22 protein-coding genes, 1 tRNA gene and 2 pseudogenes are annotated in these 23992 nt (G+C 67.9%); 16 read left to right on the top strand and 9 right to left on the bottom strand.

Features of this window, described 5'->3' with window-relative positions; all coding sequences use genetic code 11:
- Positions 1-972: a LysR family transcriptional regulator gene (locus tag I5071_RS27655; RefSeq protein ID WP_236515898.1), complete on the top strand. Its 972-nt coding sequence runs from the start codon at positions 1-3 to the stop codon at positions 970-972.
- A 316-nt stretch (positions 973-1288) separates the two neighbouring features.
- Here the strand turns inward: I5071_RS27655 and I5071_RS27650 are convergent, their stop codons facing one another.
- Complete coding sequence (locus I5071_RS27650) at positions 1289-1639, bottom strand: hypothetical protein (protein WP_236607746.1); 351 nt, start codon at positions 1637-1639, stop codon at positions 1289-1291.
- Between I5071_RS27650 and I5071_RS27645 the strand changes: the two genes are divergently transcribed.
- From I5071_RS27645 to I5071_RS27615, 7 genes and pseudogenes are all read left to right on the top strand, one after another.
- Complete coding sequence (locus I5071_RS27645) at positions 1595-1918, top strand: DUF2141 domain-containing protein (RefSeq protein ID WP_236515897.1); 324 nt, start codon at positions 1595-1597, stop codon at positions 1916-1918. The genes I5071_RS27650 and I5071_RS27645 overlap by 45 nt on opposite strands.
- Positions 1919-2009: 91 nt before the next feature.
- Positions 2010-2808, top strand: a pseudogene (locus tag I5071_RS47035) (glucose 1-dehydrogenase).
- A gap of 76 nt (positions 2809-2884) precedes the next feature.
- Entirely contained in the window at positions 2885-5305 is a 2421-nt protein-coding gene (locus I5071_RS27635; protein ID WP_236515896.1) for a TolC family protein, read from the top strand.
- 22 nt (positions 5306-5327) lie between these two features.
- Positions 5328-6563, top strand: a complete 1236-nt coding sequence (locus I5071_RS27630) for an efflux RND transporter periplasmic adaptor subunit (RefSeq protein WP_236515894.1) — start codon at positions 5328-5330, stop codon at positions 6561-6563.
- A gap of 34 nt (positions 6564-6597) precedes the next feature.
- Entirely contained in the window at positions 6598-9753 is a 3156-nt protein-coding gene (locus I5071_RS27625; protein WP_236515888.1) for an efflux RND transporter permease subunit, read from the top strand.
- A gap of 566 nt (positions 9754-10319) precedes the next feature.
- Positions 10320-11153, top strand: a complete 834-nt coding sequence (locus I5071_RS27620) for a helix-turn-helix domain-containing protein (protein WP_236515887.1) — start codon at positions 10320-10322, stop codon at positions 11151-11153.
- 6 nt (positions 11154-11159) lie between these two features.
- Positions 11160-11333, top strand: coding sequence for a hypothetical protein (locus I5071_RS27615; RefSeq protein WP_236515883.1), 174 nt, complete (start codon positions 11160-11162; stop codon positions 11331-11333).
- A gap of 892 nt (positions 11334-12225) precedes the next feature.
- Here the strand turns inward: I5071_RS27615 and I5071_RS27610 are convergent.
- On the bottom strand, positions 12226-12525 hold the full coding sequence (locus I5071_RS27610) for a hypothetical protein (protein ID WP_236515880.1): 300 nt from the start codon (positions 12523-12525) through the stop codon (positions 12226-12228).
- A gap of 179 nt (positions 12526-12704) precedes the next feature.
- Between I5071_RS27610 and I5071_RS27605 the strand changes: the two genes are divergently transcribed.
- Together I5071_RS27605 and I5071_RS27600 are read left to right on the top strand one after the other, a co-directional pair.
- Positions 12705-13478, top strand: a complete 774-nt coding sequence (locus I5071_RS27605) for a hypothetical protein (RefSeq protein ID WP_236515879.1) — start codon at positions 12705-12707, stop codon at positions 13476-13478.
- Positions 13479-14674: 1196 nt separating this feature from the next.
- A pseudogene (locus tag I5071_RS27600) lies at positions 14675-15086 on the top strand (ATP-binding protein); the annotation flags it as partial.
- Between the two features lie 1003 nt (positions 15087-16089).
- On the opposite strand, the gene I5071_RS27595 reads toward I5071_RS27600, so the two are convergent.
- From I5071_RS27595 to I5071_RS27585, 3 genes are all read right to left on the bottom strand, one after another.
- On the bottom strand, positions 16090-16713 hold the full coding sequence (locus I5071_RS27595; protein ID WP_236515877.1) for a hypothetical protein: 624 nt from the start codon (positions 16711-16713) through the stop codon (positions 16090-16092).
- Positions 16710-16913 (bottom strand): hypothetical protein, encoded by a 204-nt coding sequence (locus tag I5071_RS27590; RefSeq protein WP_236515876.1) that lies wholly within the window; start codon positions 16911-16913, stop codon positions 16710-16712. Before I5071_RS27590 ends, I5071_RS27595 begins: the two co-directional genes overlap by 4 nt.
- 108 nt (positions 16914-17021) lie before the next feature.
- Positions 17022-17324 (bottom strand): helix-turn-helix domain-containing protein, encoded by a 303-nt coding sequence (locus I5071_RS27585; RefSeq protein WP_236515875.1) that lies wholly within the window; start codon positions 17322-17324, stop codon positions 17022-17024.
- A 73-nt stretch (positions 17325-17397) separates the two neighbouring features.
- Between I5071_RS27585 and I5071_RS27580 the strand changes: the two genes are divergently transcribed.
- Positions 17398-17856: a hypothetical protein gene (locus I5071_RS27580; RefSeq protein WP_236515874.1), complete on the top strand. Its 459-nt coding sequence runs from the start codon at positions 17398-17400 to the stop codon at positions 17854-17856.
- A gap of 139 nt (positions 17857-17995) precedes the next feature.
- Here the strand turns inward: I5071_RS27580 and I5071_RS27575 are convergent, their stop codons facing one another.
- Positions 17996-18772 carry a hypothetical protein gene (locus tag I5071_RS27575; RefSeq protein ID WP_236515872.1) on the bottom strand — a complete coding sequence of 259 codons (777 nt, stop codon included), beginning with the start codon at positions 18770-18772 and terminating at the stop codon, positions 17996-17998.
- A gap of 101 nt (positions 18773-18873) precedes the next feature.
- Here I5071_RS27575 and I5071_RS27570 point away from each other — a divergent pair, with 101 nt between their 5' ends.
- The 4 genes from I5071_RS27570 to I5071_RS27555 all read left to right on the top strand — a co-directional run bounded on the left by I5071_RS27570 (position 18874) and on the right by I5071_RS27555 (position 21334).
- Positions 18874-19755, top strand: a complete 882-nt coding sequence (locus tag I5071_RS27570; protein WP_236515870.1) for a hypothetical protein — start codon at positions 18874-18876, stop codon at positions 19753-19755.
- A complete protein-coding gene (locus tag I5071_RS27565) occupies positions 19752-19967 on the top strand; it encodes a hypothetical protein (protein WP_236515869.1) in 216 nt (71 codons plus the stop codon). The genes I5071_RS27570 and I5071_RS27565 overlap by 4 nt, the downstream gene beginning before the upstream one ends.
- Positions 19968-20016: 49 nt before the next feature.
- Complete coding sequence (locus I5071_RS27560) at positions 20017-21150, top strand: tyrosine-type recombinase/integrase (RefSeq protein WP_236515867.1); 1134 nt, start codon at positions 20017-20019, stop codon at positions 21148-21150.
- A 99-nt stretch (positions 21151-21249) separates the two neighbouring features.
- A tRNA-Ser gene (locus I5071_RS27555) sits at positions 21250-21334 on the top strand.
- A gap of 132 nt (positions 21335-21466) precedes the next feature.
- On the opposite strand, the gene I5071_RS27550 is transcribed toward I5071_RS27555, so the two are convergent.
- Entirely contained in the window at positions 21467-22006 is a 540-nt protein-coding gene (locus I5071_RS27550; RefSeq protein WP_236515866.1) for a hypothetical protein, read from the bottom strand.
- A 133-nt stretch (positions 22007-22139) separates the two neighbouring features.
- A complete protein-coding gene (locus I5071_RS27545; RefSeq protein WP_236515864.1) occupies positions 22140-22382 on the bottom strand; it encodes a hypothetical protein in 243 nt (80 codons plus the stop codon).
- Positions 22383-22697: 315 nt separating this feature from the next.
- Between I5071_RS27545 and I5071_RS27540 the strand changes: the two genes are divergently transcribed.
- Positions 22698-22922, top strand: coding sequence for a hypothetical protein (locus I5071_RS27540; protein WP_236515863.1), 225 nt, complete (start codon positions 22698-22700; stop codon positions 22920-22922).
- 180 nt (positions 22923-23102) lie between these two features.
- Here I5071_RS27540 and I5071_RS27535 read toward each other — a convergent pair whose 3' ends face one another.
- Positions 23103-23981, bottom strand: coding sequence for a hypothetical protein (locus tag I5071_RS27535; RefSeq protein ID WP_236515861.1), 879 nt, complete (start codon positions 23979-23981; stop codon positions 23103-23105).
- Between the last annotated feature and the right edge of the window lie 11 nt (positions 23982-23992).

Below are 23992 nucleotides of genomic sequence, written 5' to 3'. Positions count from 1 at the left end.
GTGGAGAACCTCGGAAACCTGGAATCGTTCGTGCGTAGCGCTGAGTCGGGCAGCTTCTCGGCCGCCGCGCGGCGACTCGGCCTGACGCCTGCGGCGGTGAGTCGGAACGTGGCGGCGCTCGAGCGCAATCTCGGGGTCCGGCTCTTTCACCGCAGCACTCGCAAGCTGACGCTCACCGAAGAAGGGGAGCGCTTCCTGAGGGCGATCGGCGACCACCTCGACGGGCTCCAAGCCGCGATCGCGCAGGCAGGGAGCGATCGTGGCGAACCGGGCGGCGTGCTCAAAGTCAGCATGAGCGTGACCTTCGGGACGGGGTACGTCCTCCCGCTGCTGCCCGCGTTCCGTGCGCGCCATCCCGGCGTGCGCATCGACTGGCGATTCGAGAACCGCGCGGTGGACCTGATCGCCGAGGGCTTCGACGCGGCGATCGGCGGCGGGTTCGAGCTGCCCGCGGGCGTGGTGGCGCGAACGCTCGCGCCCGCTCACGTGATCGCCGTCGCGTCGCCGGGCTACCTGAAGCGTCGGACGCTGCCTGCAGATCCTTCGACGCTCGGCGCGCTCGACGGCATCGTGCTCCGATCGGCGCGCACGGGTCGAGTGCGGCAGTGGACGATGCGAGACGCGGGGGGCACGGAGATCGCCACGACGCTCGAGGAGACGGTCGTGCTCGACGACCCCGCGGCCATGTGCAGTGCGGCGGCGCTCGGGCTGGGAGTCGCACTCGTCACGGTACCCGACGCGCTCTCCTACCTAGAGCGAGGTGCGCTCGTTCGATTGCTCCCCGACTGGTACGCCGATGCGGGGACGATCTCTCTCTACTACGCAAGCCGCTCGATGCTGCCCGGCAAGACGCGAGCGTTCGTCGACTTCGTAGTCGAGGCGTTCGCACGCGAGCGCTTCGCCGAACGCTTCGCGGCGACGGCGCCGACCGCCGCGCGCTCGAAGAAGCGTGCGAAGCGCTCGGGGAGGTGACTCCGCCACAGCACCACCGGAACATCGGTCAGCGGGCATCGCGTGAGAGCTCCAGCTCGTCGCCCCGCGTGCGAAGAGCAGCTGAGGTGGTCGTGGCTCACTTGCACGCGCTTGCTGCGTCGTTGGTCGGACGGGGCGAGATCGTCGCTCGATATCCGCACAAGCTGTACCCGCGCTCTCCGACGCATCGCGACTTCGATCGCCAGACCCTATTCCTTCCAGAGGACGTCAGAGCCTCGCGGGCGCGGGCGAAAGCGGCGGAGCTGCGCGAGATCACGAGCGAGAGCCTCGCAGCTGCCAAGGCGATCACGCTCGCTCAGTCCGTGAGCTGCGGGTCGGCGAGCGAGCGCGCGACGAGCTGACGCAACAGCTGGAGCGCTTCCCACGCCGCGGTCTCAACGACGTTCAAGTCCGCACTCGCCGAGTGCGGCACACCAACGTCATGAGCAACGAGGACACTGACCCGACGCACGGCACCGGGAGAGCCACGCGCCGAGTGTGTCTGTTCGTCGCCGCGGTGCTCTGGGCTACGCCACTCAGCGGCTCGTCCGGCGTTCGCGCGCAGGAAGGTGAGCGCGCCATCCTCGAGCTCGAAATCGCCGGTCTGCGGAACGATCGCGGAGTGCTGTCGGCCGGCCTCTTCGATCACGAGTCGCTTTGGCTGCATGACGGCGAGGAGCTCGCGATCTGCCGCTCTCGGATCGTCCGCGGGCGTGCGCGGTGCCGGTTCGGTGGGCTCGCGCCCGGCGTGTACGGCGTCGCGTTCTTCCACGACGAGGATCGCGACGGACAGGTCGATCGCGACTGGCTCGGCATTCCGACCGAGGGTTTCGGATTCTCGAACGACGCACCGACCCCGTTCGCGCCGCCCAGTTGGTCCAGCGCGGCGCTGCAGGTGCGAGGGCCCGTGACCCGCGCGCGCGTCGCGGTTCGTTACGGCATCTGACCGCGGGTTCCACGCGAATCCAATGAACGTGTTTCGAGAGAGTGCGCCGGCTGAGGCACGTGTGCCTCACCCGAGCTCGCGAGGAGGACGTATGAATCGACTGGAAGGCAGAGTGGCACTGATCTCCGGTGCGGCGCGAGGAATCGGGGCCGCCGCCGCGAAGCGAATGCACGACGAGGGCGCGCGCATCGTGCTCGGAGACGTGCTCGACGACGAGGGCCGGGCGCTCGCGGCGGCGCTCGGACCGCGGGCTACCTACGTGCACCTCGACGTCACGCGCAAGGCGTCGTGGAGCGACGCCGTCAGTACGGCAGAGGGGACGTTCGGGCCGCTGAGCATTCTCGTGAACAACGCCGGAATCAGCGACGGTGGTTATCTGAAGGACCTGCCCGTCGAGACTTATCGGAAGGTCATCGAGGTGAATCAGGTCGGCGTCTTTCTCGGCATGCAGGCGGCCTATCCGTCGATGCGAAAGGCGAGGGGCGGATCGAATCATCAACGTCTCTTCGATCTACGGGATCGTCTCGGACGTTCATTCGCTCGCCTACGTTGCGAGCAAGTTCGCGGTGCGCGGAATGACCAAGGTCGCCGCCGTCGAGCTCGGTCGCTTCGGTATTCGGGTGAACTCCGTGCATCCCGGGTTCATCCACACGCCGATGACTGCCGAGGTCGCGTCCGACGAGGCGTTCGGGCACGTCCCGCTCGCGAGACGCGCGGGTCTTCCGGATCGCGCCGGGACGCCGGCGGACATCGCGAACCTGATGCTCTTCCTCGCGTCCGACGAGTCGTCGTACGCGAATGGCGGCGAGTTCGTGGTCGATGGCGGCGTGACGCTCCATCGCGAGACCGCCGCGAAGGCGAAGTTCTTCGCCGACGTCGCCGACGACTGAATCACGCGCTCCGAACCGAACGCTCGTCGCAGGCGAGGGTGGGGTGGGGCGATCACGACTCCGAGGACGGAACACGATGAAAGACGCCAAGTCGGGGAGCATGGATCGTCGCGCGCGCGCTCCGCGAGGAACGCCGGGCGATATAGGCAGGTACTTGATCGCCGTCATCTGCGCGGCGCTGCTCGCGTGCGCATCGGACATCGCTCGTGCGCAGGTACCGACCGTCCGTCGAGTGGTGATCGTGAGCGAGTCTCGGTCGTCGCGGATCGCGGCGATCGAAGAAGGACTCCACACCGAGCTGCTCGCTGCGACCTCGGCGGAGGAGCTCGTCGAGATCGTCGAAGTCACGCCCGAGCTCGACGGAGACTACGACTCGGTTCGTCGAGCGCTTCGCACCGCGCTCGAGATGCCTGCCGACGTCGTCGTCGCGAACGGCCCGCTCGCGGCGCACGCGGCGGCGGAGGCCGGCGCGTCGCGTCGGACCCTCGTGCTCCCGGTCGTGCTCAGTCCGGAGGTGCACGGCCTGCTCTCGGACGGCCTGCGCTCAGGCGCTCGTGGCATCGCGTATCTCTCCGGAGGCCTCACGCTCGAGCGCGACCTCGAGCGTGTCGCCACCGCTCTCCCGGATGGACCGCTGGGCGTCGCGATCGACGCCGAGCTCGTCGCGCACGCTCCCGCGCTCGCCGGCGTGATCGAGGGCGTCGCGCAGCGAGTGGGACGCGAGCTGGTGGTCGTGGCGGTCCCGCGGCGCGGCGCGATTTGGCTGCCCGAAGGAATCAGGGCACTACACGCGGCGGGGCTGTACGGGCTCGACGCTCCTCAGGAGCGAGCGCTCCTGGACGCCGCGCTCGACCGCGGCGTCGCAGTGGTCGGAACCTCGTCGATGGCCGGCGCAGGTGCCCTCGCGACGCTCGATCCTCCCGATATCGAAAGGCTGCGTGGCCGAGCAGCGGCGCTGCACGTGCGGGCGATCCTCGAAGGGCGTCCGGCCGGCGAGCTCACAACGGTCTTCGAGCCGAGCGAACGGCTCACAATCGACCGGGAAATCGCACGCCGCATCGGCGTCGGTGTTCCGTTCGCGCTCACGCTCGAAGGCACGGTGCTTCACCCGCGCTCGAGCGGAGGCGCCGGTGTCGGCCTCGAAGACGCAGTCGAACGCGCGATCGCCGCCAACTTCGCGCTCCAGAGCTCGCGCTTGGGCGTCGAGATCGGACAGCGCGAGGTCGAGCGTGCTCGGGCGGCGCTCTTGCCTCAGGCCCGAGTGGGAGCGCGCGCGGACCTCATCGACGCCGATCGCGCCGCAGGTCCGGGGCCGCCGGCCGAGCGTCAGCTCTCGTGGGAGGTGGTCGCCTCACAGGTCCTCTATGCCGAGGACGCGTGGGCCACGTTCGACGGGGCAGGCGCGGTGCAGGACGCTCGACGGCACGACATCCAGCGCGCCGAGATCGATCTCGTGCTCGCCGTCGCGGTCGCTTACGTCGACGTGCTCCGCGCCTCGACCGTAGAGCGCGTGGAGCGCGAGAATCTCGAGCGGGTCCACGGAAACCTCGCGGTCGCCGAGCTCCGCCGCCGGGCAGGGGTCGCTGGAGCGGACGAGGTCCACCGGTGGCGCATCGAGGTCGCCGAGGGACGCCGACGTGTCGTCGCTGCCGTCGCTCTCCGCAATCGCGTCGAGATCGAGCTCAACCGTTTGCTCGCGCGCGACCTCGAGGAGCCCCTCGCTCTTCGAGATGACGACCTCGAGAGCCTGCCGATGATGGCGGCGGACGATCGCCTCGCCGACGTGCTCGGGGAGCCGCAGCGATTCGCGTCGTTGCGGCGGCTGCTCGCCGCGGAGGCGATCGACAACGCACCAGACCTCGCCGCCTACGACGATCGGATCCGCGCTGCCCGGCGACGCCACGCTGGCGCGCAGCGACGGCTCTGGGTCCCGACGACGACGCTCGTCGCGGGCCTGACGCACCGATTCGCCACCGACGGCGCGGGCAGCGGGCAAGGCGAGCCGCTTCCGTTCACGGTGCCTGACGCGCTCGATTGGTCGGTGGGTCTCGTCGTTTCGCTCCCCCTCCTCGAAGGCGGAGCGATGGTGAGTGAGATCGAGCAGGCGTCGCTCGAGATCGCCCGGCTCGAGCGAGAGCGAACCGCGGCTGCGCAGATGATCGAGGCGGACGTCCGTGCCGCGTTGCATGCAGCGGGCGCTTCGTTCGCGTCGATTGCGCTCACTGTCGACGCGGCGACCGCGGCGTCAGCCGGCCTCGAGCTCGTTCGGGAAGCCTACGCGCGCGGCGCGATCGACGTGATCCGCGTCGTCGACGCGCAGACCCAGGCGCGTGTGAGCGCGCTGCGCGCCGCAGATGCGCGGTTCGAGTTCGTGCGCGACTTCCTCGCCGTCGAGCACGCGACTCGGGAGTTCAGCATCGGCTCGACGACCGAGCAGCGGACCGACTTCTTCCGGCGCCTTTCGGCTGCGCAGAGCGCCGCCGAGCGGCCGCGCTGATTCTGCGAGAGGAGAACGAACGATGGAGACTCGAATCTGGATCGGCACATGCGCCGTGACGCTGGCGCTCGCGGCATGTGGCGGGGAGCAAGCGGCGAGCGCTCCGGCGCCGGCGCCGGTACGCACCGCGTTCGTCGCGCAAGGTGAAGTGCACGAGTCCAACGAGTACGTCGCGACGGTGCACTCGCGTAGCGCGGCGGATGTTCGGCCGCAGGTCTCTGGCCGCGTCGTGTCGATCGACGTTCGGGCCGGCGACACGGTCGCTGCGGGCGCGCCTCTCTTGGTGATCGATCCTGCGCTACAGGAAGCCGCTGTCGACCGAGCCCAGGCGGTCGCCCTCACGGCGGGTGCCGAGCTCGACCGTGTTCGCGCCACCCTGGATCTCCACCGCGCGAGCCGTCGGGCAGCGGGCGCGCGCCTCGAGTACGCGCGCGCACACCGCGACCGGGTGGCAGAGCTCTTCGCCGCCGATGCTACGTCGCGCCAGGCGTTCGACGAGGCGACGGCGAGCCTCCGCGGAGCCGAAGCCGAGCTCGCCGCGATCGACGCGCAGATCGCCATGCAGGAAGCGGCGATCCGCAGCTCGGCGTCACAGGTGCGCGAGTCGCGCTCGTCCGTCAGGCAAGGCCGCGTCGCGCTCGGTTATCACCGCGTCACCGCGCCGATTGCCGGGCGCCTGGGCGACATCCCGGTGCGGGTCGGGGACCGCGTCGAGATCGGCGCGCTGCTGGCGACGATCACCGGGCTCGGCGGCAGCGAGCTGCACGTGGAGGTGCCCGTCGAGCGGCGGCCTCTGCTGCGCGTCGGAGGCCACGTCGAAATCCTGGGCGCTTCCGGAGACGTGTTGCGAGAGGCGAGCATCGACTTCGTCTCACCGCAGGTCGACGAGCGCTCGCAGACCGTCCTCGTCGAGTGCGCCCTGGGCGACGGCGAGCCGACGCTCGAGGTGGGGCAGTACCTGCGTGCGCGTCTGCGCTGGAGCACGAGGACTGGTCCGGTGGTCCCGGTCCTCGCAGTCACTCGGCTCAATGCCCAGGCGTTCGTGTTCGTCGTGGATCGCACGACCACAGAGCCGACCGCGCAGCAGCGTCCGGTACGGCTCGGACCGATCGCCGGCGACCGCTACCTCGTGCTGCGCGGCGTCGAGGTCGGCGAGGAGATCGCAGTGGAGGGCACCCAGCTCATCCGACACGGCAGCCCGCTCAGCCCGCTCGACGACACGGTCGCGACCGCCGGGCGCTCCGGCGCGCCCGACTGACGCTCACGGCCCGCACGCTCGCTCAGGAGGGTTCATGTCCGAGTTCTTCGTTCGTCGGCCTGTGTTCGCCGCAGTGATCGCGATCCTGACCACGCTGGCCGGTGCGTTGTCGATCCCGCAGCTGCCGGTCGAACAGTACCCCGGCCTCGAGTTGCCGCAGGTCGTGGTCACCGCCGTCTATCCGGGAGCCGCGGCGCAGACCGTGGAAGAGACGGTCACGACGCCGCTCGAGCAGGCGATCAATGGGATCGCGGGCTTGCGCACTCTGCAGTCGACGAGCACCACCGACGGAGTCTCGCAGATCACGGTCACGGTCGAGCGCGAGCGCGACCTCGACCTCGCGACGGTCGACGTGCAGAACCGCGTGTCGACGGTGCTCGGCAGGCTTCCGCCGGAGGTTCGGACCATCGGCGTGGACGTGCGACGTTCCTCGAACGCGATCGTCCTGGGGCTCGGCTTCCACGCAGACGAATCGCTCTACGAGCCGTCGTTCCTGAGCAACTTCGTCGATCGCTACGTTCGCGAGGAGCTGCAGCGGATCGACGGAGTCGGCGAAGTGCGAATCTTCGGCGAGCGCCGGTACGCGATGAGGCTCTGGCTCGATCCGACGCGGCTCGCGGCCCGCGATATGAGCCCGAGGGAAGTCGTCGACGCGCTGCGCGAGCAGAATGCGCAGATCGCCGCCGGCCGTGTGGGGCGCTCTCCGGCGCCCGATTCTCAGACCTTCGAGATCACGGTGCGCGCGCTCGGTCGTCTCGAGACCCCGGAGCAGTTCGAGGATCTCGTGCTGCGAACCGACCCCGACGGGACGCTCGTCCGGCTGCGCGACGTCGGGCGCGCGGAGCTCGGAGCCGAGAGCTACGACACCTTGAGCCGCTTCGAGCAGCGCGATGCACTCGGCCTCATCGTGTTCCAGTTACCGGGCTCGAATGCACTGGACGTGTACGACGCCGTGCTCGAAGAGATGGAGCGCTTGGGAAGCCGCTTCCCGCCCGGCGTGGAATGGGCGATCGGCTACGACCCGATGACCGCGGTGGAGGAGTCGATCGACGAGCTCGTGTGGACGCTCGGCGGATCGATCCTCCTCGTCGTAGCCGTGATCTTCTTGTTCCTCCAACGCTGGAGGACGACGCTGATCCCGCTGCTCACGATCCCGGTGTCGCTCGTCGGGACGTTCTTCTTCGTGCAGCTCGCCGGGTTTACCATCAACAGCCTCACGCTGTTCGGATTGACGCTTGCGACGGGTCTCGTCGTCGACGACGCGATCGTCGTAATCGAGAACGTCGAGCGGCACGCGCGAGAGCGCAAGCTTGGGTCGCGGGCCGCGACTCTATCCGCAGTGAAGGAGATCTTCGGCGCGGTCGTGTCGGTGTCTCTCGTGCTCGTCGCCGTATTCGTGCCGCCCGCGTTCTTTCCAGGTACGACCGGGATCCTCTATCAGCAGTTCGCGCTCACGATCGCGTTCTCGATGGCGCTCTCGGCGTTCAACGCCCTGACTCTCGCACCGGCGCTCGCGGCGTTGCTCGTCGAGGGAGGCGGCGAGGCGGAGCGCGGCGTATTCGGCGCGTTCAATCGATCGATGCACTCGATCACGCGGGCTTACGAGCGAGCGCTCGAGCTCGCAATGCGCCGGCGTTGGATCTCGGTGCTGGCGCTCGCGGCGCTCACAGCGGCGGGTGTCGTCCTGTACCGTTCGCTGCCGACCGGCTTCGTGCCGAACGAGGATCTCGGCTATTTCATCACGCTGGTCCAGGCGCCGCCGGGAGCGTCCTTCGCGACGACGCGCGGCGTCGTGCAGCAGGTGGAGAACATCTTCGCCGAGGACCCCGCGATCCATCACACCTTCGCCGGAGTCGGAGTCTCGCTCGAAGGCACTGCCCCCAATCGCGCCGTGCTCTGGTCGATGCTGAGGCCGCGCGATGAGCGCGACGACGCGACACTCAGCGCGGATGCCACCGTGGCGCGTGTCAATGCTCAGCTCACCGAGATCACCGGCGCGGTCGTGCGATCGTTTCCGCCGCCACCCATTCGCGGGCTCGGCAACCTCGGAGGCGTCGAGTACCAACTCCTGGATCGCGAAGGGAACGGACTCAATGCCCTCGCGAATGCCGCGTCCGATCTGATCGGCCGGGCGACGGTGCGTCCGGAGCTCGCGTCGGCGTTCACGACGTTCAGCGCCAGTGATCCGCAGCTTGTCGTGGAGCTCGATCGTGAGCGGGCGCGCTCGCTCGACGTGCCGGTGAGCGAGGCGTTCGGAGCGCTGCAGGTCTACATGGGCGCAGCCTACGTGAACGACTTCGACTTCGCGCAGCGCTCGTATCGCGTCTACGTGCAGGCGGACGAGCGTTTCCGAATGTCCCCCGGTGATATCGGGCAGTACTACGCGCGCTCGACTCGCGGGGCAGCGGTGCCGCTCGCTGGTCTCGTCTCGACGAGCGAGGCGACCGCGCCGCCGGTGATCTCGCACTTCGATCTCTACCGGTCGGCAACCGTGAACGCGGCGCCGATGCCGGGTCGCAGCTCAGGCGAGGCGATCGCCGCGCTCGATGAGGTATCCGCGCAACTCCCGCGTGGATTCGAACACGCGTGGTCGGGACTCGCTCTGGAGGAGCGCGAAGCGGGGTCTCAGGCCGGACTGCTCATGGCGTTGGGAATCCTCATCGCGTTCCTCGTCATGGCGGCGCAATACGAGAGCTTTGTGGTCCCCGTCGTGATCCTGACTGCGGTGCCGACGGCGGTCGTGGGAGCGCTCGGGGCGCAAGCCGCTCGCGGGCTCGCGAACGACGTCTACTGCCAGGTCGGCCTGCTCATGCTCGTCGGCCTCGCCTGCAAGAACGCGATCCTCATCTGCGAGTTCGCCCAGCAGCTTCGCGCAGAGCACGGGCGGAGCCTCGTCCGCGCAGCGGTCGAGGCCTCGGTCACGCGCCTGAGGCCGATCTTGATGACGTCACTCGCGTTTGCGCTCGGCGTGGTCCCGCTGGCGATTGCGAGCGGCGCCGGCGCGGCGTCGCGCCATTCGCTCGGCACTGCGGTCCTCGGCGGCATGGTCGCGTCGACCGTGCTGAACCTCGCGCTCACGCCGGTGATGTACGTTGTGGTCGTGGGAGCATTCGAGCGCGTGAGGGCACGCGTGACGAGATTGGCTCGCTCCGGCGACAGCGTGAAAGGGTTGTCCGAGACCGCCGAGTGAACGTCGCAGTGCCGGTATCCGCCGGAGCGCGCGATCCTGAGCCGATCGGGCGCGCTCGTCGGCGGCGCGAGCGTAGCCCTGATCCCGACCCCTTCCACCCGCCGCTTCGCCCGGAGCGGCGGGTGGAGCCCATCGATCGCGACCCGACCGCGATCACCGAGCGGTGACGACGAGCGCCACGAGCGCCAGCTACAGGGGTCCGCCGCGCCGAAGCTCGTGGGGGGCGGTCTTGGTCGGGGTCGTCCGCGCAGATCGCCGCCTCGAATGGCCTCGCGCCCTGAGCCGACGCCCCGAGCAGCGCGAGCGCGCGGCAGCTGCGCAGGCCTGGCGGCACGAGCTGCTCGGGAGCCGGTCGGTCGAAGCTGACGCGCCGCACGCGGGCGCTGGTGGCGACTGTCACGCTCCCCGCGATACCTCGTGGAGGCCACTTTTTGAGATCGAGTGATGGAGGTTGGTCACGCGCTCGTTCGCCCATGCTGCGCTGGCGAGCTTTTTCGGCCGATTTCGCATGCTCGCGGGCATGGCACGGACACTGCTGAAGGTGTCGCCCGGAGACGAAAACAGTCATGCATCCTCATCCGCTCGTGATTGCCGCTCGGAGCTCTGGGGTCGTCGATTCAGCCGTGCCGCCCGTCCGCTGGAGCCGCGTCGACCGGGACGACTGCTCACTCGAGGTGTTCGAGGTCTCTGACGCACCCGCGCGATGCTGGTCGTTCATATGGCCCGAGCGCCTCGTGATCCAAGCCGCAAGCGACGGCGTGTACGTCATCAACGGCGCCGAGCACGAGGCAACTCTGCCCGCCGGCGCGGTGCTGGTGGTCGAGCCGCTCTCAGCGCATGTGCGAGTCCGCACCGAGCGCGGCGCGGCATTCCGGGTGATCTTCGGGACTCCCTCTCCGCCGGACGGTGACGGGTCGAGCCGTTCGCCGCAGGTTCGAGTTCGGGCGCCCGCGCGCGGCCCTGTCTGCGACGCGCGGGCGCCAGCGTCCGACGTGTACCGACGCGCCCTGGCGTCAACGACCGCCGCGCCGCCGTTCGCCGGACGAATCGATGGTCGAGTGGCGCGGACGCGCGAATACATCGAGAGCAACCTCGAACGGAACTTCGATCTCGACACGCTCGCGATCTCGGTGAAGCTGAACCGCTGCCATCTCTGCCGGATTTTCGAGCGCGAGATCGGGATGCCGCCCCTGCGCTTCCGCGCGCACCTGCGGATTGCACGAGCCCGACATCTTCTCGCTTCGGGCGTCGACTGCACCGAGGCAGCTTTCGCAATCGGATATTGCGACCAGAGTCACTTCAGCCGCGCGTTTCGCGAGATCACGGGTACAACGCCCAGTGCGTACTCGCGAGCATGCCGTGCGCCCACGCGACGCCGGGATTTCGCACGCGCAGCGTGAAATGATGTGATTCGGGCGCTGCACCTCGATCGGCACTGCCTCGAGATCGTGCGCCAGGAAGGCGGCGTGGTGAAGGACGTCACTGAGCTCGGCATCGTTGACGATGTCGTCGGTCCCACGGTGAACCGGCAGGTCATCGCCCGCGGTCGCTGGCGGCGCAGTGAGACCGCACTCCTATGAACGACATCGCTCGACGCGCAGCCGGGTGCAGAACGCGTGCTGCACCATCGAGAAACGGGCACGCTCGTCGAGGAGGACGCGCCAGGCGCGAGCGGACCGCACTGATGGTGTCAGTCATCGGCGGTCGAGATCCGTCCTTCTGACGGTGTACTTGCCGACTAACCCTACCGGTCACCTGAGGGAGCCGTATATCCGGCGTGCGTGAACCCATTGCGGCAGTGGCTCGCCGGAGGTGATCGGCGGCGTCGGAGTTTCGGCCATCACGATTCCGTATCGGCAGCATCGAAGGATCCATCCGGCATGGAACCGGGCGTGGCAAACTTTCCCTGATCAGAATCCGAACGCGACCATGCAGGAGGTTCTAGAGTTCGGGTATCGCCTCATGGCTGAGAGGGGTTCGTGGACGGGGCTGTGTTTTGCCGGTATCCACACTGACGTGAGCACCTGCTACGCAATCAGTCCGACATCCGACAACATCCCCATCCCGACTGCGTGCTGGACCCTGCCGGGCATCGCCTGCCCACTTTGCGGGAAGTGGGGGCAGTCCGGTCTGTGATATCCCTCAGTCGATCCGCGCACGCTCGATGGCGTTCTCGCAGCACCGGGTGGTGAACACGTTTCACCGGCCGAGTTCTCTGAGCGGGTTGCCGAGGCTCGCAAACGCCTCGGTGACTCGTTTGTGCTCAGTCCGACGACGGAGGTTGGCCCTAACCCCAGAGTGCGTCTCGGTTGATCCGTTGCGCGACATCGATCGCGGTGATCTGCTTGGCCGATGGCTGAGGCTTATCCGATCGAGCTCCGAGAGCGGGTGAGTCGCGCGCCGAGCGCGCGCCGCAGCTGCGCAGGGCCAAGTGCGGTTCATCGTTCGGACCGGCCGCAGTCGTCGCGTCCGCTATCCCGCCTTGGCGCGTTCTGCTTGGAGTAGCTCGTCGGCAGCGTGCACGAGCTTGCGTGCGCGCTCCGCATGCGCGATCGCCACGCCGAGGTCGTACTGCCGAAGCCGATACGCTTCGGCCATCGCGTGGAGCGCCTCAGCGAAGAGCGTCATAGCGGCGTCGACGTTCGCAGCAGGTGACGCGTCGATCGCGATGCGCAGCGCTTCGACGGCTCTGGCCGATGCGTCGACGCACTCACTCCAGCGCGCGAGCGTCGCCTCGCCGTGGTCGGACGACGACTCCGGAACAGCTCTCATGCGAGGTCGCGTTGGCGGGCTCACGGTACCGTCGATGTAGGTCCCGGTTGTGCTCAGCAAAGGACGTCCGGCACCTACATCGCGGAGAAGGTGCGCGAGTCCCTGGCTTCGGACGCCCACTGTGACGAGGGGTTCGGTGCGTCACGGCCACCGCTTCTGCCTGTTATCGTCTTCGCGCCATGACGGAAAGCGAACACGACGGAACGGAATCCGACCGCGGCCCCGGCAAACCGGTCGTCGGCGCGTTAACGGGTGCGATCACAAGCCTGCCCGGTGGTCCCGAAGCGATGGTGCTCGGTGCGGGGCTGGGAGCTCTCGCGGGATGCGCCGAGACGCTGGTCGGGTTTGCTGTGGAGCACTTTCGCTCGCCAGCGGACCGGCGACTCGCGCAAGCGCAGGAACTGCTTGCTGCTGAGGCGCTTTCAGGGGCGGAACCGCGGATTCGCGAGAAGCTCGGCGCTCTTGAGGAGGAAGTGGGCGCTCACGAGGCGGCGAGCGGCGTTGTGCCTGTCCTCCAAGAGTGGAGCGCCGCTTGGTTTGGTTCCGAAGGCAAGAAGCAGCGTGTCGTGATGGCAGCGCTGGTGAGCGCCTTCGACCCGGAAAGCCATCGCGTCGCGATGACCAAGCGGTTCTTCCGCATCCTGAGGGAGCTCGACTATCCCGAGGTTCACGAGCTCTGCCTCTCCTACCGCGAGATCCGGCAGATGCGGCAGGGATCGAAGGGGATCTCGTTCTCCTCGGTCTACTCGGATAACTCGGGCAGCGCGGGGGACGAGCGTTCGACTCATCGGGCTCGACTGGCGGAACTCGGGTTGGTTCGCTGCGGGAGTGCGCGCCAGTGGAGCCCGACGTGGCTCGGGCTCATGCTCGTCGAGTTTCTTGAGCGCGGTGGTTATCCGCCGAAGGAGCCGGACGACTCGAGTCCGGGCGAGGCCAACTCGGAGAGCGCCTAGAGGCCGATGCCCGCGGCAGCGTTGTCGTCGAACAGCTCCGGATGGCGGACTACGCGGTGCACCTCCCGCGTTCTCAATGCCATGGCGGACGAGCGCGCCGCTCGCGCTGCCTCTGGCGGAGAACTCGGGGGTGAGCAGTGACCGAGGCGCATTCCATCGCCGCCATCGCAGTATCGTCTGTCTCGTTGATCGCTGCGAGTACGCGCATGCAGCAGCGTTCATGCGCTTCCCGGGTGCGATGTGCATGCCGTCGCAGGACCAGCAGGATGTCTCGCGTACCGGACGCCTTACAAACAACGGAAGTAGGCACTCGTTCTTCTGTCCCATACTGAACGCACCTGGCTCAGCAACGCAGACGAGCGCGACGAATCTCAATCTCGCAGAGATCATCGTGACGGATCGTACGCAGACTGATTCCGTCGAAGCGTCCTTCTGCGTGACCGAAGAAGACGGAGACCACGCGTGCGGCGTGCCCTCGGCAACGACAAATCCCGAGACGGTGGATTTCCGGACGTTCAATCTCGCGTTCCCGTCGGGGTTGGTGTTGGGTGCGAGAAGCGTGATGGAATCCGGGTGTTCGTGCCGACGAACTCGGACGTCGTCGCGTACCAGATCTCCTCTCCATGAACTCAAGCGGGGCCATCGTCGCGTGCGTCCTCTTCGCGATTCTCGCGGGATGCTACATGTCGCATGAGCGGGAGGCCGATGCTGGCAGCGCGCGCGATGGTGGAGGCTCGCGGTCGGACAGCGCTGTGCCGTCCGACCGCTTTTGCCGTGCAGCAGATGTGGTGCTGCAGATCCCAGCGAGAGGGTGCGCGTCAGCGATTTTCGAGGCGAGCGGGACGTTCGATGAGGAGCTTGGACCCGTCGGCGCTGGAACCTCACTCCACGTCCTTATACCGGAGGAGGTCACGGACATCGCCGTGATGCGTGTGCGCCTACCCTGCGACGATCGGCCTCCTGGACGCGCGATCACGGGCATGTGGCATTTGCGGGAAGGCCGGTGCTCAGAGGTTGGTGCTTTGCACGGATGGGGCAGCGTGTGCGCTGGACGCGAGGAACACGTGGTGCGGCCCGGCCTCTTCGAATCCGAGTCGGCTTCTGAACATCTCGTTCAGGGTAGCGGGACGCTGATGATCGAGGTCTGTGGGGCCATCTAGCGCACCGATCGGAGCTCGCGCGGACCTGAACGCTCGATCCAGATTGCGAACTTCCCCGCGCAGAAGACGCTCGACGAGTTCGACTTCCGCTTCCAGCCGTCGGTCGATCAGAAGCTCGTGCGCGAGCTCGCCACCGGGCGCTTCATCACCGGAGGTGAGAACGTCTTGCTTCGGTCCGCCTGGCGTCGGCAAGACGCACCCCGCGATCGCGCTCGGTCGTGCGTGCGCCGAAGCAGGCAACTCCGTGCTCTTCGTCAGCGCGACCGCGCTGCTCGCCGCGCTCGCGAAGGCCGAGTCGGAGGGGCAGCTCGCAGAGCGTTTGACCTTCTCCGCGAAGCCGAAGCTCCTGATCATCGATGAGCTCGGCTACCTGCCCTTCGAGCGTCGCAGCGCGCACCTGTTCTTCCAGCTCGTCGCCAGGCGCTACGAGCGCGGCAGCATGCTGGTCTGCTCGGCGGACCGACCACGACCAAGTGAACCGATGACCGCTGGTGATGGGGGCCAGTTTTAGTGGCGTAAGGGGGTCAGGTCTTCCTGTCGCTTGACACGGACGGCCTCGGACCGCGCGGATAGACCTGTGAAGTCATGTAGGAACGCTCCGCGCAGACGCCGTCACCCGCAGGGGTGATCTCGGCGCGGCCGATGAGAATGCGGTGACAGTTGACTTGAAGTTCTCGGGCCGACCCGCGATAACAAGGACGTATGCGAACAGTGACGAGGGCGACGAGTGCCGGATGGGCGCTCTTGCTGTTCTCCGCAGGGTGCGGCCCAGACTGCGGTGCGTCCGAGCATGCGATCGTCGTCGAACCGCGGTTTCGGGACGGTAGTCCGATCGAGGCGGGCGTGACGGTCAATTGCGAGACAGCGTCAGGAACGATCGACGTGAACTCCGATGGTCAACGCTTCTTCTGCGATGACGGCCCGGGAGAATATGATATTACAGTTACATTCAACGGGCAGACGCAGACGCTGAACGAAACCGTCACCCTGACGCCGGAGTGTAACTCGTTAATCGGTACGTTGTTCACTGTGCAATTCGATCGGCCTTCAGAATAGGAAAGCTCAACTCAAATGCAACGCCTGGGAATATTGGTGCTCGGCGCACTTTGCGCAATCGGAGCGGCGACCGCACACGCTGAACGTAGACTTCCCGGAACTTTCTGCACGCCGCAGGATGACGAGGACGCCGCTCTCCGCGTCACGACAGGTCGTTGGGCGCTGTGCGCGATTTGCGAGCAGGCCGGTGTAGTCGTGCTGGTTGCGAATGAGTCGCGACCGAGGGCCGCTTCAGCAGTCTGAGGCTCCGAGTTCGTAGAGCGTCTCGCGCGCCGGCGCCTCCTTGCGCCAGCTCTCGGCGACGAGAGTCCGAGACATGTTGCTCCCGGCACGGTCATGCGGTCCGAAGAGAGCCCGATGCCGACGGTGTTCGCCGTCGGCGAGACTCTGTGTCTTCAACGCGGTCGCCACACTGGCATCGGATATCGGAGCTTCACCGGTCGAGTGTCGACCTCGCGAGGCTCACCCGCGCCGAGGAAATGCCAGACGTTGAACTTCCAAACGTGCGGTTTCGTGTCGGAGCGCAGGTCGTTCCATCCCAGCTGCCAGGCGACGTGCGCGAGGAGTTTCAGCTTCGGGGCCGAGCTCACCTGCTGCTGCCACGCCGCTAGCACTGCACCCAGCAGTACGTCGGAGACCTGGATTCCGACGGTACGTGCCGAGTCACACGCGCGGATGTCGTGAAGCAGCGGAGTATCCAGATCGTCGCGTAGATCGCCCAGGTCCTTCCGAAGCTGGGCATTGACGATGTTCCCGACAGCCTCGTGCTCGCGCGCGTAGCGCGTTGGGAGTGGATCGACGCGAACGCGATACCGTCGGTCGGCACCCGCCTTCGAAAAGTAGGCGATCTTCTTGCGAAGCAGCATCCCGAAGTGTTTGCGTATCTGAATGTCGCGGCTGCTGTGAAGCTCAGCCTTCACGGCGGCGCGGCGAAATACGATGCAGTGGAACATCAGCCATGACTTCGAAAAGAACTCGGAAACAAGATCTTCGTAGAAGCCGTAGCTACGTGCGTTCACCGTGTCGTGCCCGCAACTTGCCGATTGTAGCGCTCAGGTCGCCGCGGCGATCCCCACGAGGTCCATAGCGAACCGAACCCGTAGTATGGCGCCCGATGCATCCCTGATTCATCGCAGTAGATGACGATGTTGCGATAGCCCGGAAGGATCGGCTCGGGATCGTCATCGCCGATCAGCGCGGGACCGAGGTCGCCGGACATCGGCTTGATTCTGGGAGATCGCGCGGGCGCGGCCAAGAGGCACGAGTGCCCTCATGCGGAGCGCGTGGAATGCCCACGGGTGCGCACTCGCCGCTATCGCACCACTCGCTAGCGGCGCGAGATGGTGTTCGGACGCGCCGCGGGCGATCGTCGCGCCGGTGGCCGCCCTCGACGCGCTGGTGGCAGTGATGCGGGACGGAAGAGCCGCCCCGGTGCCACCTCGAGCGCGTCCGCGAGCTGCACGAGCACCGCGACGCTGAGGTTCACCTTCGCGCGTTCCACCCGCTGGAGGTAGCGCAGGTCGAGCCCAGCGTGCTCGGCGAGCACTTCCTGCGTGTATCCACGCACCGTTCGCAGCCGAACGACGTTGGCAGCGATCGACTCGAGGACCTCCTCGGCGCGAGCGGGCATGGACCGCTTCCCGTACCGAGCCGGCGTGTGAATAATAACGGTCGATAGGACGTATTACGGCACGGAGGATCCCTTGGACACACGAGATCTCGTCACCGTCGTCATGGTCTCGCTCGGCTTCGTCGGCTGCGGGAGCGACGAGCCGCTCACGGGCACGCGGTGGGCGTCCCTCGCGGCCGCGCAACATTGCGACGCACTGGAACGCTGCGGATGCACGTTCGGTGGGTGCGAAGCAGCGCTCGAACCGGCGTTCGCGCGCATCGCGACCGATCCACGCGTCGAGTTCCTGTCCGAGCCCGCTGACGCCTACCTCCGGGAGCAGGCCGCGGCGGGGGACAGCTGCCAGTACCCGCTCACGCCTCTGCCGGTCCGTGGGCTCGTCGCAGAAGGTGGTGCCTGCGGTGGGCTCAACGAGAGCTACGTGTGTCAACCCGGTCTGGGCTGCGACGGTGATCCGACGACGTCGACCCCGTTCCGGTGCGTCGTGCTCACAGAGCCGATCGGGCCTGCTGCTCCTCTCTGCGCGCCGTAGCCCGTGATCACGGCCGATCCGCGCGTGGGGTGTCGTTGCGGGTAACACGCGGAAAACGTCGTGTTCCCGCGAGCTTGTACCCCCGCGCGGAGTCTGCCGTTGCCGGTAATCCTTTACCCCGATCGCGTGCTGGCGGCCGCTATCGGGGTTCGTCGACGAGCTCGATCATGTCCGCCCACAGCACGCGCGCGCCTTCGATCTGCTCGACGCTCGGCGGTGGGTGCTGGGTCCAGATCTCTCGCGGCTCCGTGCAGGAGCGAACTTCTGCAGGGCGCGGCTGATGGAGGATCAAGACGAAGGGGAGCGGCAAGACCAGCGTCTCCTTACGAGCTCTGCGCGCGGCGCGTTCGAGCGCGTGGAACTTCTTGACGGAGTCTCCCGCCACCACGAACGCTCGCTGCTTGTTCGTGCGATCGCCGTTCGCGCGTACGCCGCCGAGATAGGCGAGCACGTCGTTGCGTCCGCGAACGAGAGCGTCTGCGCGTTCGAGTTGCTGCAGGCGCGCAACGTCGTGCGGGCTCGACTTCGAGCGTCTCGCGTGTTCCGCGTGCAAGCGGGCGAGCGCTTGGATCAGCGGGGGGCCACGGCTCGCGTCGAGTCCGTCGTGAGCGAGCGCTTCGCGCGCCCACGAGCGCGCTCGCGAGAGCCACAGGAGCGAGGCCGCATCGACCCACCTCCGGGCGTTCGCGTGCTCCCGGTACATCGCGTAGAGCCGCTCGCTGATCGGTGGGCAGCGCAAGAGCGGCTCGATGAGCTCACAGGCAATCGGGAGCACTCGCGCGTCGAGGTACCCAGCCGGCACCTCGACGGATGTTTCGCCGCCGCCATCAACCGTCGCGACGACGAACTCCGTCGTCTCCCGGATCGGGTGCTCCGTGGCAGCGGTTCGATCTGTCAACCCACGACGAGCGGACATTCGCAGGTTCGCGATTGTCCGCCTGGAGAGGGCGGACGCCTAGCGAAATTCGGGGAGAACCAGCTCCACCGCGCATCGGCGCGCAACGAAAAGGAGCTCACATGTCCGATTTCGCCCCGGAGTACGTCGTCACGTTCGAGGGCACCGCGAACACCCAGCGCGTTTCGCCCAACGAGCTTGCAGAGCTGCTGTTCAGCTCGGACCGACGGTTCCGGCTCGTCGAAGGAACGACCGCCGCGGAGCCCGCCGTCACGGGCATCGTGCTGAACGTCGGCCTGATCACCCGCGCTTCGCACGCTCGTGTCTGCGAGGCGTTCGACCGGCTCCAGATCGCCCACGTTGCGGAAGAGGCGTCGTTCGGCGGCGCGATCGAGTCCCGGATCCTCGTGCCGTTCGACCGCGGCGTATCACTCGATCAGTTTCCCGCGGTGTTCGATGCCGCGAGCCGCGTTCTGACCCGCGAGCTCGCACACGGGGGTGAGCGCGACCCGCTGGAGTGGGCGAGCACGGGACGGTACGCGCTCTCACGTGTGTCCGTCAGTCGTGGCCTCGCCCTCTCCGTCGACGCGCTGCTCGACCCCGAGTACCCGTGGATGGCGCGGGGCGGCGTCGCGCAACTCGAGCTCACGTCCATCGTCGCGCTCGGACATCGAGACGCGGGTGAGGAGCTGCCGTGGTGGAAAGCCTGTCGGGTCGCGCGCGACTGGAAGCGAGCCGGCCGTGTCGGACTGGGGCAGCTGCTCGACGACGTTCTCGAGGGGCGCTCGCTGCATGCGTACGAACAGCGTCGCGCAATGGTCGCCACGACGATCGACGAGCTCGCACGGGCGCTTCCCGGGTCCGATCCGCGCCAGGTCGCATGCCTGTTCATGCCGTCGGTCCGCGAGACGGAGGGAATCGACCTCGAAATGCACGAGCTCCGGTTCCTCGCGCACGACGCGGTGATGCGGCAGCGCCGCATCCTCGCGGAGGAGGCGCGATGACGGGGCGCTGGATGGGGACGAAGGACGCGGCCCGCGTCGTCGGGATCGCACAGGTGACGCTGCGACGCATGCTCGAGCGTGCGGCGCGGCGCGCGAACGATGGAACCATCGAGGCGAAACTCGAGGGGCTCGTCGGACGGAAGCTCGGACACCGGTGGCGCGTCGCGCTCGACGCACGCTGGCAGCACGACGCTCCGACTCCCGGGAAGTAATCCGTGCTACGCCCGGGCCGGAAGCACGTGTCGGCGAAGGAGTGATCCGATGCCGGTGCGCAGCGTGATGCGCCGCGGAAAGCGGCGACTGTTCGTTGACATTCGATACACGAATCGGGAAGGGAAGCTGGACAGGTTCCGGCGCGATGCCGAGGTGCAGACGCTGGCCGCAGCACGTGCGGAAGAGCGTCGACGGCTCGCGCTGATCGCATCGACCGGCTCGCCGTACGAGCCGACCGAACTGCTTGCGATCGCGCGCATTTCGCATGGCGAGAGCGCGGGGAATCCTGGCTCGACGATCGATGTCGCAAAGCTGTTCCGCGACGTCGTGAAGGACTATCTCGCGTCGTTCGCGCCGAGCCAGCTCAAGCCCTCGACGCGTGCCGGGTACGAGAAGGCGCTGCGAAAGCACTTGCTCCCGAGTCTCGGCGAGCTGCGTGTCGACCAGATCGACGCACGGCGCGTCCGCGCCATCGATAGCGAGATGGTGCGCGCGGGGAGCAAGGCATCGACCCGTCGCAACGTGCAAGCGGTGCTGCGGTCGATCCTCTGCCGGTACTGCGTCGAGGCTGGGATGCTCGATGTGCCGCCGGCGCTCCCGCGTATGCCGCGGGTTGGCGTGTCGATTCAGCACGCGATGAGCGTGCAGGATCTGCGCGCCTTGCTTGCGGCCGCGACGCCCGCCGAGCGCGTCGCCATCTCGCTGGCGGCGTTCGCGGGACTGCGGGCGGGCGAGGTGCGCGGCCTGCAGTGGCGCGATGTCGACCTCGATGCGGCACGGCTCGTCGTGAGGCGGGCGGTGTCGAGCGGGGTCGAAGCCCCGCCCAAGTCCGGGCATGAGCGCGTCGTGCCGCTGACGCCGGAGTTGGTGGATGTGCTCCGTGGGGCCGGTCCGCGCGACCGCAGTGCGCGGGTGTCGCTGGGGCCGAAGGGCACGCCGTGGACCGAGCACTCCCTCGGGGCCGCGTTCCGACGCGCGCAGCGGAGAGCAGGACTCGAGGGCTGGAGGTTCCACGACCTGCGGCACTTCTTCGTGACGCACCTCTTCCGGGCGAAGGCGGCAGCGCCCGCGGTGCAGCGGCTTGCGGGTCATCTGCACCTCAGCACCACGCAACGGTACGCGCACGTCGCCGCGATCGATCTCGAGAGCGCGGTCGCGGCTCTCGCCGCGACGACCTCGTAGTCGCCGGACAGCGTGGGCAACGGATGGGCAACGGCCCTTCCGCTGCGCCTCGGCTTCTGGCAGCCCCCCACCGATTCGTGCAATCGTTCCGCTTCGTTTGGAGGAGTGGCCGAGTGGTCTAAGGCAGCGGTTTTGAAAACCGCCGTGGGCTCGCCCACCGGGGGTTCGAATCCCTCCTCCTCCGTACCGTTTCCTTTCGAAGTGGCCGATTCGCGGTCCCGACCGGACTGAACCCGTGATTGCCGGCCGTTTGCCCACTGACTTTCCACTCGGTGGGCAGACTCTGGACGCGCCGATGGAGGCCCGACACTGACGCTCACTCGGGGTCGGTGCGAGGGTCGCGCCGCGCGCGCGGTTGCTGGATCTCCACGACGGTCGCCCTCGGTGGCACGGACGAGGCCCGCGCTCGTGTGACGCTCTCGACCTCCACCGTTCGCTCGAGCGGCACGATCTCCCCGCCGATCGCCGAGCGCACCGCGCTCGCCAGCGAGTCGAAGCCGGCGACGATCGACGCGATGCGGGCGCCGAGGACGCGCGCCGCGTTCGCGTCCGCGCGCTCGACATCGGCAGACGTCACCACGACGACGGGCACGTGGGGCTGGTCCGCGAGGGCTCGCAATCGGCGCGCGAGAGCGAGTGCCTCGGCGAACGTCATCCCGTACCCGATCACGATGACGTCGACGTGGAAGCTGCCCAGGACCGCGATCGCTTCGGTCGGGGTGGACACCTGGATCGGACGAGTGCCCGACGCGCGGAGGTGAGCGGCGAGCGCGATCGAGCTGGACGACGGACCGTCGACCACCAGCACAGCAGGGGCGACGACGGTGGGGCAGAACCGCGAGAGATACGACGTCATGGCGCGCGGTGGTCGGAATCCGTCGTGATATCGGTCCCGTTCGGGTGCTCACAAAGACGGACGGCGCGCGAGCACGCGCGGGTCGAGGAGCTCGCGCGCCGATCGACCCGTCGCGACGCGTGATTGCGATGCTTCAGCGCTCTCGATCGCTCCGCTTCCCGGCGTCGATGAACAGCGAGAACGCGCGCGCATAGGAGCGCGCGAGCGCCTTCCGGAGCGGGTCGCCCTCGTCCGTCGCATCGAGCTGCGACGCGAACACGCGGGCGACGTGCCGCGCACGCGCTGCGCGCGATCCCCAACCCTCCGGCAACATCGAGTCGACCCCGGCCGTCTCCGCGATCGAACGGAACGCTCGCTCCCACTCCTCGTCGGTCATCCGAGCGCCAGCACCTAGGCCCCACTGCCCGCGGTCGGAGCCAGTGTTGAGCGTGTCCTCACGCTTGGGGGGCGAGGGGATAGGACGCCGCGAGCTCGTTGCGGAGAGACCGCCCCCGCGGGCTTTCAGGCGCGTTTTCGCGTCGCTAGGAGCGCAAGCACGAGGTGGGGCGAAATGCAGTGCTTCAATCACGTGCTCGATGTGGTCGTGGTGGGAGATCGCTCGGAGACGCTCGACGTGCTCTGTGAGGCATTCGCGTGCTTCGGCTGGCGCGCTCGGGCATTCGCGGACGCCGAGTCCGCGTGGACGGCGATCGTGGAACGCCCCCCGCACGTCGTGATCGCGAGCACGTGCGGCGCGGAGCTGCTGGCGCGCATACGAGCCAGCCCGCCCGCAGCCAGCGTCGCGTTCGTGTCGATCGCGATGGACGACGGAGACGGCGAGCGGAAGCGATACCTGGACGTGCTGAACGTCGCGACGATCGTGCAGCAGATCGTCGAGGACTCGGCCTTCCGCCAAGCTCATTGGCGAGGGTGGTAGTGCGAAGCGTTCGTGCGCGCCTCGACGTTCATCGTGATGCAGCTGCATCGCGTCGACGCGCTCGCACCACAGTGGCGGCGCCTGTCGTCGCGCATCCACAGGTCGACGTCTGCGAGCCCGTTCGCGACGACGCTCTCTCGCACGATGGCCGCGCGAGAGAGCGTCGGTGTCGTCGCGATCTCAGTAGAGCTCGAGGCCCAGACCGCCGAGCAGCGCGACCGTCTCGGTGTCGTCCTCGAACCACGTCGGGTGGACGTCGAACGAGACGTTCACCGCGCCGCGCTGACCGAAGAGCAGACCGCCGATGTTGATCGCGACGCGGCCGTGCAGACCGAAGAACGCGCCTTCGTCGGCGCAGCTCGCCTGGCTCTGCTCCGAGGCCTCGCACCCGAAGTAGAAGTCCACCGACGGGCCGGCGCCGATCGACAGGAAGTCGAACAGCGTCGCCTCGGCGAGCAGCGAGTTCCACAGCGTGAACACCAGCTCGGAGTCGCCGCCGGTCGTGTCGAGGCCAGTCGCGATCCCCGAAGGCTGGTAATAGACCGAGAACCAGTCGCCGAGCTGCATGCCGAGGCGCAGCGCGCCGCCGCCCATCCATCCTTCGGGATCGTTGGCGTCGTCGCCGAGCGTCATGCCGCCGAACCCGCTGATCCCGAAGCGGAATCGTCCGAACGGGCGCTCGGGCTCGGCTGCCGCGCCCACCTCGATCGGCTGCGCGACCGCAGTCTCCGACCCGACGACCACCTCGCCGCCCGGCGGCGGCTGCACCGCGACCTCGGTCGTCGCCGCGGGCATCACGACCGCGTCTCGATCGACCACCGGCACCACGTTGATGCCTCCTCCACCGACGAACGCCTCCGCTTCGCTCGCGCCGAGTCGCACGAACTGCGCGCGCCCATCGGGCTCGTTGGGGCGATCGAGACGACGATAGAGCTCGAGCCCGCCGTCCGCGCCCTCGATGTACACGACGTCACCCTGCTCGATCTGCGCCGAGACCGGCGCCGCGATTCCGAGCGTGATCGCCGTCGTGACGATCACCCAGATCCGAGTCCTCTCCACGGCTCGCCTCC

Source organism: Sandaracinus amylolyticus (genome assembly GCF_021631985.1).
Classification (GTDB): Bacteria; Myxococcota_A; Polyangia; order Polyangiales; family Sandaracinaceae; genus Sandaracinus; species Sandaracinus amylolyticus_A.
Note: the sequence above shows the minus strand (reverse complement) of the source record. Positions and strands in the feature narration are given on the sequence as shown.